Raw genomic sequence first — 11,331 nt, forward strand, 5'->3', positions numbered from 1 at the left:
AATGAGAATTAGTGCGAGGAGAAACAGGTAAAAACCAACCAGCCGCAGGCCCTGTTTCCATCTGATATGAAGAGTTCTGGTTAATAGAATGGTATTGGTACTCAGGCAATCAACAAAGATAAACTGGAAGACAGCACTGATCATCACATAGATAAAACCGGCAATCAAAATTCCGAGAGTAATGGTATACACCAGATCAGAAAAATCTGAAAGAACTATTGACCCAGGGATGCCAAAGCAGGGTGCCCCGGACCCTGAGACAGGATCAGTCCGGATAGGATTCACCATGCCTCCACCGAGAAAAAGAGCGATGATCGCAACCCGAATCCATATGCCTGACTTTGGTGGCCAGAGAAGGAATATCGTCCGGTCTATTGCTTCACTCATTGCTGAAGTAGCATAATGATGTGGCATAGTCTATTATTACGGTTTTTTGCGTACACGGGGAGTATCAGATATCACAAACGGGCACCGCAAATCCTCCGGCATCTGCCGGATTGGACAGGATTCGCATACGGGCTTGGTCCGGCAGATACTAGTACCCAGATACACAAGTTGGGCATGATAATCATTAAACAGATCCGGGTCTGGAAAGAGTCGGGTTGTAAAAAAATTTTGCATCAGTTCATATGAAGCATCTACCGGAAACCATCCGATCCGGGACCCAATCCGTCGGGTATATGCATCAACAACAAAAACTGGTTTTTCACAAGCATACAGAAGAATGGAATCCACAGTTTCAGGACCAAATCCTTTGAGTTCAAGCAACATCTCACGGAGCAGACCGGTTTCCTCCTGTTTCATCAGGGAGATATCTCCCCGGTATCGGGTCATAAAAAATTCTGCAAATACCAGAAGACGAACTGCTTTCTGATTATAGTACCGGGAGGATCGGATAAGGGGAGCCAGGGTATCTGGCCCAAGAAGAAGGAGCGCTTCGGGATCCAAAAGCCCTGATTTTTTTAGAGTAGAGACTGCCTGTGATGCACCGGTCCATGAGACATTCTGTGCCAGAACGGCACCAACTATCGTCTCAAACCAGCCTTCAGACGGCCACCATCCCTGATGACCGTAGGCATCATGCAATTCCTGATAATACGTGAGAAGGTCGTCACGGGTTATTTCAGAGGAGCCTGATGTTTCAGATCGAATTAAGGTACTCATCAGTTCCAGACCTCATCACTTATGACCAACCGGACTGTCGTTCCCATGCAGCATACCGCTGGCGCAACATGAGTAGTTCTTCATCAGTAAGATCAGTTCCATGACGTTTTCTAAGTATAGTTGCCAGTTGATCCGCAATATGCTCGGCAACTTCACGCTCCCTACAGGAGACATATATCCGCGAATCACTAAGAGCAGTCGTCACCCCACAGATCGGACAGAGCATATGATGCCGGTAGTCAGGAGCAGTCATCATATGGGAACAACCACCACACCGGATCACCAGATACATAATCTGAACCTTTGCTCTGCAACTCCAGATGAATCTTCCGGACTTACTTCCCGGGGGACAACAATGTCATGGAGACATATCGGGAGTGAAGGAACCAAATTGATATATGAGATCAGTGCTGCACCCCTAAAGAACAGGAGTACCCATGGATTCTTCAATTTCGATAACCGGACTACGGGGACTTCCCCTTATTCAGAAAGATGATGATATTGCAGCATTAATTTGCAATACCACCACATTGCAGAATGGCGACATACTCTGCATTGCATCTACGATCGTCTCAAAAGCAAATGGGTATTCACGGAGACTTGATGAGATCACTCCCGGGAAACAGGCGTGCTCCATCGCATCGGTAACCGGAGAAGATCCAAGATTCCTGCAGGTCGTTCTTGACCAGGCCGCAGATGTTCTTATTGAGACTCCATTTACCCTTACTGCACTCCCCTGGGGTCATGTGGGTGTTCGTTCAGGGGTGGATGCAAGTAATGTCGAAGACGGATATGCGATCTACCTTCCCCCGGATCCCATGGCCGAAGCTTCACGAATTGCAGAGAGAATTTTTGAAATTACAGGAGTATTATGCCAGATTATCCTGACCGATACCTGCGGACGGGCATTTCGTCGTGGTCAGACCGGACATGCAATCGGATGGAGTGGCATGACCGCTATCAGGGACTTTCGCGGGGATACTGATCTCTTTGGAAAGGTTCTTGAGATCACTGAAGAAGCAGTAATCGATGAGATAGCAGGGTTCTCTAACTTTGTAATGGGAGAAAGCAACAACGGAGTTCCGGTTGTATTATTCAGGGGTTGCCCAGCATGGAAAGGACACAATGAGATCTATTTCACGAAAAGCCAAGACATCATCAGACGAGCATTGCAAAAAGAAGAGTGTTAGAATTTGATCAGGTTTGCAGCGAAGATAATGATCGCAACACCAACTGTCAAGCCGAGGACAACATAGGGGCTGATATGAACGGCCCGCCGGTCCTCACTGTCATAATAATTGACGAGACCGGCAGAAGAGATGAGTCTTCCACCCGATTTCTTTGCCATACGTATCATTCAACGGCTGATTATTTAAATACAGGTTAGGAACACGCAATGACTGATGAGACCACCTACAGCGGAGTGGCATTTCTTGGTGACCCGCTTGAGCCCAGACCAGTGACTATCGTGGTGGAAGCCGGAATAATCACCAGGATAGAGGATGAGAAGCGGGTACCTGACCGATGGATATGCCCCGCATTTTTCAACGCCCATACCCATCTCGCAGATACCGTTGCAATGGACATTCCCTGCTCTGGAGATCTTGAGTCTCTTGTATCGCCTCCTCACGGACTCAAACACCAGATTCTGGCTAAAACACCGCCAGAAGATCTGGTCGAAGCAATGAGAAGTTCAGTTCTCTCAATGATCAAAACCGGGACCGCTGGTTTTATTGATTTCAGGGAAGGGGGAGCCGTTGGTGTTTCATACCTGCAGGAAGCGTGCAAAGACCTGTCTTCTCATCCGGTCATTCTGGGAAGGGAAGGTGGTGAAGAGATCAGCGATGGAGCAGGGATCAGTAGTGCCCGGGATATCAGTTCCTATGAAGAGATCGTAAGTCGGATGAAGAAGACCGGGAAACTTATTGCTTTTCATGCCGGCGAACGTGACTCAGCAGATATCGATGCTGCTCTGGCCTGTGAACCCGACATCCTGGTTCATGGAACCCATGCCGGGCCTCACCAGATCAGAGCTATTGCAGATGCGGGAATACCAGTGGTTATCTGTCCGCGGTCTAACTTTCTTCTCGGGGCAACCACTTCTTCGGATCATCCCCCGGTCCGGGAGATGAGAGAGCAGGGTGTAGAGATCCTAATAGGGACAGATAACGCGATGTTTGTTCAACCGGACATGATGCAGGAGATTTCATTTGCTCACACCGTCTATCGGATACCCGCTGAGGAGTTGTTATCATCAGCCACCCGTGGATTTTCCGCTGCGGGAATAGATCATACAATCAGGGAAGGAAATTGGGCAAATTTCAATGTCATCGATTATTCTGATAGTAATTTGCGTTTCTCCCACGATCCGGTAACCAGTGTGGTAAAAAGGTCTCCAACTGCCCAGATCTGCGCAAGCATTTTTTATGTAGAATCGAAATTAATTAATCATCCTTTTGGAGGGGGACCACATGTATAAAACCATTCTCGTTGCTATAGACGGATCTGCGGTAAGTGAGAAGGCTTTTGAAGCAGCCGTAGAGCAGGCACAAGCCTGGAAAGCTGACCTGCATGCGGTCTACGTCGTTGAGACCGGCCTGTTTACTGATATTCCGGTAGACAGTAAACTTGAAGTGATGTACAGTCTGCTTGAGCAGGAAGGATCCGGAGCCCTTGAGCGGGTCAAAGAGCTCGCCACCAAGAAGAATGTTGTAGTCAAGACCCATTTTGAACAGGGTCATGCAGGAGACACGATTATATCCAAGGCCATGGCTCTGGAGGCTGATCTGATTGTGATGGGTTCACATGGAAAAAGTAATGTGGATCGTCTTCTTCTGGGTAGTGTCAGTTCATTTGTGGTAGAGCACAGTTCGGTTTCTGTACTGGTGGTGAGATCATAGCCACGGCTACACTGGTATCTGACTACATGACGACCGATGTCGTCACCGTAGAAATTCCAGGTAATCGTGATGATGTTCTCAAAATTTTAAAGCGGACGGGAATTAGCGGCGTTCCGGTTCTCAAAGATGGAAGACTCGTAGGGATCATTACCAGAAAAGATCTCCTGCACAAACCTGAAGAGAATCAGTTAGCATTGCTGATGACCCCACACCCACTTACCATACTCCCTGATGCCACCATCTTTGAAGCTGCCCGGGTGATGAGTAAGAATAATATCCGTCGTCTTCCGGTTGTTGATAATGAGGGCAATCTAATCGGACTTATCAGTGTTGCTGATCTTGTTCTGGCAATTGCCAGAATGAAGATTGAAGAGGAGATTAAGGATCGCCTTACCAGCCCTACGTGTGCTCTCTGGGAAGAGACCCCGCTTCCTCTGGTCGGAAGAATTATGGAGATTGCCGGGTATGAAGCAATTCCGATTCTGAACAGGGAAAGTAAACTGCAGGGGATCATTTCAGAACGGGATCTTATCCGGTGTGCGATGATTGAGGATTCGGTAGAGACCTCAGACCTTTCCACTACCGGAACCGACGATGATGAATGGACCTGGGAGAGTATCAGAGACGTACACCATATCAGTTATGGAATCTCCCGTGTCCAGTTACCTAACAGACCGGTTAAAGCCGCAATGGTCACCAATGTGGTTATGGTTCCCCCAAATGCCGAAGTCAGCGAATGTGCACTCAAGATGAAACGAGCACGGGTTGACCAGCTTCCGGTTGTGAACGGGGACAACCGGCTGAAGAGCATTCTCTTCGACAGGGAACTCATTAAAGTTCTCCTCGATGAGAAATACCAATAACAATCTTTAAATTATTGCAGGATGCTCTTAGCATAGGCATTTTTGCACCTGCAATTCTTCTGCATTGCATTTTATATTATTCCTGGTGTTTGCTATGACAGAACAGAATGAAACCATGAAAGGAACCACTACTGTCGGTATTGTATTTGAATCCGGCGTAGTGCTCGCCAGCGAGAGGCGGGCGACGATGGGTTTCCTGATCTCAAACAAAACCGCAAAGAAGATCTATCAGATCGGATCGCGAATCGGCCTTACTACGGCCGGAGGCGTCGGAGATGCCCAGCAACTTGCACGTCTCATGAGTGTTGAAGCAAATCTCTATGAGATTCGCCGGGGCAAAACCATGAAGATCAGTGCAGCTTCAACGCTTCTCTCCAATATCCTTCACGGTAACCGGTATTACCCGTATTATGTGCAACTGTTAATTGGAGGAGTGGATGAATCAGGACCGGTACTCTTCTCAGTTGATGCGGTCGGCGGGTCTTCACGCGAGGATAAGATCGTAGCAACCGGATCAGGATCACCAATGGCATATGGTGTCCTTGAAGACCGGTTCAAACCTGCGATGAGTGAGACAGAAGCATCTGAACTCGCAATCCGGGCTCTTCGGTCAGCAATCAAACGTGATGCAGGATCAGGAGAGAGTATGGCTGTGGTTGTCATCACCAAAGAAGCGTACCGCGAATTATCTGATGCAGAAATTACTAAATTAATTCCAAATTAAAGATATCTAATTTTCTGAAACCCTTTTTATTGCTTTTTTAGGACGGTTGTAATGTTAATCGAGGAACGACTCAAAGAACTGCACGAGAAGATCAAACGAAAAGTACCGAAAGGTATCACGGTCACATCAGTAGAGTTTGAAGGCCCGGAACTGGTAATCTATACCGATGACCCCAAGAGTTTCGCTGATCAGGACGATCTGATCAAGATTCTTGCCCGTGAACTCAGAAAACGAATCGTTGTAAGGCCGACAATTCTGGAAGACCCGGAACGGGCAGTCAGATCAATCAAGGATGTAGTCGGTGAAAACGCAGGAATAACTGATATCTTCTTTGAGCAGGATACTGGAGAAGTGCTCATTGAAGCCGAGAAACCAGGTGTGGTAATCGGAAAGAACGGTGCTACCCTGCGTGATATCACCAAAGAGATTGGATGGACACCAAAGGTGGTGCGGACACCACCGATCGAGTCCTCAACCGTCAAACAGGTGAGACAATACCTCCGTGGTGCTCATCAGGAACGCAAAGAACTTCTGCGAAGAATTGGACGCCGGATTCACCGTGATGTTACCGCAAAGGACCAGTGGATCCGGGTAACTACCCTTGGATGCTGTCGTGAAGTCGGCAGGGCCGCATTTCTCCTCTCTACTCCTGAAAGCAGAATCCTCATAGATTGCGGAGAAAATCCCGGTAATTCAACCTCAACCCCCTATCTCTATATTCCTGAGATCCATCCACTGACACAACTGGATGCCGTTGTGCTCACCCATGCCCACCTGGATCACTGTGCATACATTCCACTGCTCTACAAATACGGATATACCGGCCCGGTATACTCGACACCACCGACGCGAGACCTTGCAGCGATGCTTCAGCTCGATTACCTGGAAGTGATGAACAAGGAAGGAAATACCATTCCCTACTCCTCAAAAGAAGTCCAGGAATATATCAAACATTCAATCGTCATCAATTACGGCTGCGTGACTGATATCGCTCCGGATATCAAACTCACCTTCCATAATGCAGGTCACATCCTCGGATCTGCCATCGCCCATTTCCATATTGGTGACGGACTGTACAATGTCGCATTTACCGGTGACATTCACTATGGAAAGAGCAGACTGTTCAACGCTGCTACGAATCATTTCCCACGGTTAGAAGCACTGCTGATGGAGTCAACCTATGGAGGAGCGGGGGATATGCAGCCTCCCCGTTCAGAAGCGGAGGAGAAACTCTACAGTATTCTTCGTGACGTAATTGGTCGTGGCGGCAAGGTGATCATCCCAGCATTCTCAGTCGGGCGTTCACAGGAAGTTATGCTCGCGATTGAAGAAGCGATCAGACTTGAGAAGATCCCGAAGATGAAGGTTTACCTGGATGGAATGATCAAGGAAGCAACTGCGATTCATACCACTTATCCTGAATACCTGAACTCGGATCTCAGAAACCTCATCTTCAAGGAGGGACTCAATCCATTCCTTTCAGACTGCTTTGAACAGGTCGATTCTCCTGATAAGCGTGAGAAGGTCATCACCGGAGATCCCAGTGTGATTATCACCACCAGTGGTATGCTGAACGGTGGCCCGGTTATGGAGTACCTGCGCAATCTTGGCGCTGATGAGCGCTGTGCCCTGGTATTTGTCGGGTACCAGGCAGACGGTACACTTGGTCGTCGGATTCAGAAAGGATGGCGTGAGATTCCAATTGGAAATCGCGAGACGTTGCTCATCAATCTTGAATGTTTTACCGTTGATGGATTTTCAGGTCACTCAGACCGGAGGCAACTGATGAATTTTGTCTCCCATATGCAGCCCAAGCCTGAAAAAATATTCACCATCCATGGGGAAGAGAGCAAAACCCTGGATCTTGCAAGTTCCATCTACAAGAAGTATCATATCCAGACCATGGCTCCGATGAATCTAGAAACATACCGCCTGGTCTGAACGGTCAGGATTCTGATGGATCGATCTCATCTCTTTCTTCTCAGCCTGTTCTTTGGGATATGTTCCCTGATGGCATTATCAAATGCCATCATCCCGATATTACCGGATCTGGATGATGCTCTGCAGATCCAGGCGTTCATCTATTCAGCATATTTCTTTGGTGCCATGATCACCACCCTGCCCGGAGGTATCATCAGCGAGCGGGTCGGTCAGTACAAGGTAATCTGGATCGGCATGATTCTGACAATACTATCAGGCGTCATACTGACTTCCACTACTGACCCGGTATTGCTTCTGGTTACCCGGATAATCGAAGGGATCGGAGCGGGACTTTTTGTTTCAGCTGCCCTCTCATGGATCAATTATCAGAGGAACCATACCCGCTTGTCAGGGATTTTTATGGCACTCTTGAATCTGGGTCTCCTACTGGGTCTGCTCGGTGGAGGATGGATCACCGGAATCCTGAATGATACTACTGCAGGAATTCTGTTCTTCACCATCCTGTCGATCCTTTCATTTGTGATACTGTTCATCTGCAAGGGAACACAAGGAATCCAGGCTGTGTCAACCACCCCCCATACAGGAGTACAGGAATGGAAACCACTTCTGAATGATGTGTACGGAATGCTCATTAGACAGGCACCACTCTGGTTTTCGGTCATCGTACTTCTGGGAATAAACGGATTTGTTCAGGCCATTTATCCAGAAATCTCCGGCCTCCCTGCACAAGAAGTAGGGACTGCACTCGCAGTTATGAATCTTGCAACCATCATTGCATCACTGACTGCCCCCTGGTTCAGAATAGAGCCGGTACTCCTGATACGGATATCAGCAGTGTTGATGGGAGTATTTGTACTGATATTTATCGAGTATCCGTTCTCTGTTTTTATTATGGGATTTGTTGCAGGTCTGATTATGATCTCACAGATCAGTTATCTGGCGACCGCAGAGGAGAAACAGGGGGTGGCCATGGGCCTTTATACCACTGCAAGTTATGCAGGTATGACCTTTCTTCCTGCCATCGGTGGATATATTGCCGGGATTTTCTCCGTATCAACCGCTTCAGCACTAATTGCTCTACTTGCAGGGATCTGTGTTGTATTGATCGGGGCATGCAGATGCCGCGGCTTTGTTGACTCGCATGATTCATAACCCATGACCACATCCGACCATCCCAATCCTCTCACTCCCTCTTCTCAGCGACAATCCTGGGATGAACGGTATCATGAAAAGGGACGTCAATGGGGAAATGCACCTGCAGAATTTATTCAAGATCAGCTGATCGGAACCATCCTTGAACTGGGTGTTGGTGACGGGAAAAATGTACGAACACGGAACCTGTCAGATCGATGTTGCATCGGAGTGGACTTTTCACCTGCTGCCCTCCGAATCTGTCAGGGAGATCCAGTACTATCCGATCTCCATCTGGTGCAGAGCGATGCCTGCTATCTGCCATTTCATAATTCATCGGTAGATCATGTATATGCTCATCACATTCTGGGACATCTGTCGTTGTACCTACAACCGGTATTGATGGATGAAATCTGGAGGGTCCTTAAACCTCAGGGTAGTCTTGCGCTAACCGTGTTTGCACAAGGAGACATGCGGGATGGTCAGGGAGAGGAGATCGAACCAGGAACCTATCTCCGTGGAGACGGTATCATTACCAGGTATTTTTCTCCTGACGATATCCGGGTGCTGGGGTTCCGGTTTCTCATCGGGAAGATCATTCGTGAGGAATGGATCCTCCGAATCAGGGGGAAGAGCCATAGACGGGCCGTACTGACAGTTGTTCTGGAAAAACAACTCCGGACCATATGATATGACCATCATCGTATTACGCATACTGAAGAATGAGAGATTCGAGTAGCACCCGGTTCAGATATGTTCCTGGACATTTGAGGAATTCTTTTCAATTACTCCCACAAATTATATTTTATGGGTATTCAGCATTTCAGAGATGAGTGTAGTATATGTCTCTGACCACAACTTTTGCGTAATGAATAAGAAAAAATTATACGATGAGACTCAAATAGTACCCATATGCCTGACACATTTTCTGATCGTGATGCTGAAGAACTCCAGGAACATGATCTCTCCCGCATCGGAGTGTCACTACCAGCTAATCTTCTCAATAGTTTTGATCAGATCCTGAAAACCCGGGGGTATTCTTCACGATCTGAAGGGATCAGAGATGCAATCAGATCCTATATCAGATATTATAAGTGGATGGCTGATATGACCGGGGAACGTCAGGGAGTCATTACGATTGTCTACGATCATCATCAGCGTGGACTCATCGCATCGATTACAGATATTCAGCATGATTATATGGGACTAATCCAGGCATCACTGCATTCACATGTATCACACTCCCGCTGTGTGGAAGTTCTTCTGGTCAGGGGAGACGCAAAAGAAGTGAAAGAAGTTGCAGAGCGATTGATGGCACAAAAAGGTGTTGAAACTGTCAAATTGACAACGATTCCTCTGGAAGGATGACAGTATAACCAGGGAACCAACAGTCGGGTGAGGGATATCTGCATAACACTTCCTTCCCAATCATAAGGTATGCGTACGTTGTCCCTGATCACGGGCATCCTGTTCATAGTGCTGCTGCTCTGCAGTGGATATTCGGTTTCTGCCGCAGAAGCAAAGCCAGATAATATCAAAGCTGTCCAGATCTACAATCTTGCAGTAGATGAAGCGAATGCAGGAAACTATTCTCAGGCAGAGAATCTTACTTCACAGGCTCTTGCAATACAACCGAATTTTACCCTTGCCCTGGTCACCCGTGCCAGTGTCCTCATGAATATGAGGAACTTGACCGGAGCTGAAGAGGCTCTCAACAAAGCGATTGCCATTGATCCGAATGACTCAAGTGTTCTTGCCACTATGGCTTCGTATAACCTGGAAAAAGGTGAGAATCATGATGCTATCACCTATGCTTCGAAAGCTCTCGCAGCTGACCCAACCCTGATTGAAGCCTGGATCATCAAAGGAACAGCACACGGATCGCTGGGTGATTACGATGAAGAACTCAATGCGTCTGAACAGGCGCTTGCACTCGACCCTGCTAACAAACTGGCATTATCCAATAAAGCATATGCATCCGGGATGAAAAACCAGGGGAAAAAGACACCAATGAGCATTCCGATATCGATATTTGCAATGCTCATGGGAATTATCCTGATTGTGAATCAAAGAAAGGTTTAAGATAGTAACCCGGAACGATTTTCACATATCAGACAACACTGACTGAATTCCTTTTTTCCGCTCCTGATCCACGCGTTCCCGTGTGGTGGCACAATACTCAGCAGATACATCAATTCCAAGAAACCTTCTGCCAAGCCGGGTTGCTACCACCGAGGTTGTGCCAGCGCCGTTGAAGGGATCAACAATGATATCGTTACGATAGGAGAACAATTTCAGCGAACGCTCAACTAGTTCTTCTGGAAACATAGCAGGGTGATCGTACTGTTTCATCCTGCGTTCGGGACCAATCGACCACTTGGCTACCACCCATGATTTAAACTCATCATCGGTAATATCGATATCTTCTTTGTTTCCGCTTTTTTTCAGATCTCCTTTACAGAAGATCTCAATAAACTCCCAGGTATACTTCAGATACGGGCTTGACGGACTCTTCCAGCTTCCCCAGGAAGTATATTTACAGTTGTAATTGTTCTTCTCCCACAGAATTTCTCCTTTCCATATCATCTTCTGTTCCATGAAAAACGTG

14 protein-coding genes and 1 pseudogene are annotated in these 11,331 nt (G+C 47.4%); 10 read left to right on the forward strand and 5 right to left on the reverse strand.

Features of this window, described 5'->3' with window-relative positions:
• From LUQ50_RS04840 to LUQ50_RS04850, 3 genes and pseudogenes are all read right to left on the reverse strand, one after another.
• Positions 1-414 (reverse strand): annotated as a pseudogene (locus LUQ50_RS04840) (hypothetical protein); the annotation flags it as partial.
• Between the two features lie 9 nt (positions 415-423).
• Positions 424-1,164, reverse strand: a complete 741-nt coding sequence (locus LUQ50_RS04845) for an endonuclease III domain-containing protein (protein ID WP_300037010.1) — start codon at positions 1,162-1,164, stop codon at positions 424-426.
• 19 nt (positions 1,165-1,183) lie between these two features.
• Complete coding sequence (locus LUQ50_RS04850) at positions 1,184-1,456, reverse strand: hypothetical protein (protein WP_300037013.1); 273 nt, start codon at positions 1,454-1,456, stop codon at positions 1,184-1,186.
• Positions 1,457-1,601: 145 nt separating this feature from the next.
• On the opposite strand from LUQ50_RS04850, the gene LUQ50_RS04855 reads away from it, so the two are divergent.
• Positions 1,602-2,354 carry a coenzyme F420-0:L-glutamate ligase gene (locus LUQ50_RS04855; RefSeq protein ID WP_300037016.1) on the forward strand — a complete coding sequence of 251 codons (753 nt, stop codon included), beginning with the start codon at positions 1,602-1,604 and terminating at the stop codon, positions 2,352-2,354.
• On the opposite strand, the gene LUQ50_RS04860 is transcribed toward LUQ50_RS04855, so the two are convergent.
• Positions 2,351-2,512: a preprotein translocase subunit Sec61beta gene (locus LUQ50_RS04860; protein WP_300037019.1), complete on the reverse strand. Its 162-nt coding sequence runs from the start codon at positions 2,510-2,512 to the stop codon at positions 2,351-2,353. The two genes, LUQ50_RS04855 and LUQ50_RS04860, sit on opposite strands and share 4 nt — an antisense overlap.
• Before the next feature lie 48 nt (positions 2,513-2,560).
• Here LUQ50_RS04860 and LUQ50_RS04865 point away from each other — a divergent pair, with 48 nt between their 5' ends.
• The 9 genes from LUQ50_RS04865 (at position 2,561) to LUQ50_RS04905 (ending at position 10,805) form a co-directional block, all read left to right on the forward strand.
• Positions 2,561-3,643 (forward strand): amidohydrolase family protein, encoded by a 1,083-nt coding sequence (locus LUQ50_RS04865; RefSeq protein WP_300037022.1) that lies wholly within the window; start codon positions 2,561-2,563, stop codon positions 3,641-3,643.
• Positions 3,636-4,064 (forward strand): universal stress protein, encoded by a 429-nt coding sequence (locus LUQ50_RS04870; RefSeq protein ID WP_300037025.1) that lies wholly within the window; start codon positions 3,636-3,638, stop codon positions 4,062-4,064. Before LUQ50_RS04865 ends, LUQ50_RS04870 begins: the two co-directional genes overlap by 8 nt.
• A gap of 26 nt (positions 4,065-4,090) precedes the next feature.
• The gene (locus LUQ50_RS04875) at positions 4,091-4,927 is read left to right on the forward strand and encodes a CBS domain-containing protein (protein WP_300037028.1); all 837 of its coding nucleotides are present in this window, start codon (positions 4,091-4,093) and stop codon (positions 4,925-4,927) included.
• A gap of 94 nt (positions 4,928-5,021) precedes the next feature.
• Entirely contained in the window at positions 5,022-5,651 is a 630-nt protein-coding gene (psmB, locus tag LUQ50_RS04880; protein ID WP_300037031.1) for an archaeal proteasome endopeptidase complex subunit beta, read from the forward strand.
• 51 nt (positions 5,652-5,702) lie between these two features.
• A complete protein-coding gene (locus LUQ50_RS04885) occupies positions 5,703-7,592 on the forward strand; it encodes a beta-CASP ribonuclease aCPSF1 (RefSeq protein WP_300037034.1) in 1,890 nt (629 codons plus the stop codon).
• A 15-nt stretch (positions 7,593-7,607) separates the two neighbouring features.
• Positions 7,608-8,744, forward strand: a complete 1,137-nt coding sequence (locus LUQ50_RS04890; protein ID WP_300037037.1) for an MFS transporter — start codon at positions 7,608-7,610, stop codon at positions 8,742-8,744.
• Between the two features lie 3 nt (positions 8,745-8,747).
• Positions 8,748-9,413 carry a class I SAM-dependent methyltransferase gene (locus LUQ50_RS04895; protein ID WP_300037040.1) on the forward strand — a complete coding sequence of 222 codons (666 nt, stop codon included), beginning with the start codon at positions 8,748-8,750 and terminating at the stop codon, positions 9,411-9,413.
• Between the two features lie 222 nt (positions 9,414-9,635).
• Positions 9,636-10,091: a nickel-responsive transcriptional regulator NikR gene (gene nikR / locus LUQ50_RS04900; protein WP_300037043.1), complete on the forward strand. Its 456-nt coding sequence runs from the start codon at positions 9,636-9,638 to the stop codon at positions 10,089-10,091.
• 69 nt (positions 10,092-10,160) lie between these two features.
• Positions 10,161-10,805, forward strand: a complete 645-nt coding sequence (locus LUQ50_RS04905) for a tetratricopeptide repeat protein (protein ID WP_300037046.1) — start codon at positions 10,161-10,163, stop codon at positions 10,803-10,805.
• A 21-nt stretch (positions 10,806-10,826) separates the two neighbouring features.
• Here LUQ50_RS04905 and LUQ50_RS04910 read toward each other — a convergent pair.
• A partial coding sequence (locus LUQ50_RS04910) for a site-specific DNA-methyltransferase (protein ID WP_300037049.1) occupies positions 10,827-11,331 on the reverse strand: 505 nt, incomplete at its 5' end.

The sequence above is a fragment of the Methanospirillum sp. genome (genome assembly GCF_028679455.1).
Lineage (GTDB): Archaea > Halobacteriota > Methanomicrobia > Methanomicrobiales > Methanospirillaceae > Methanospirillum.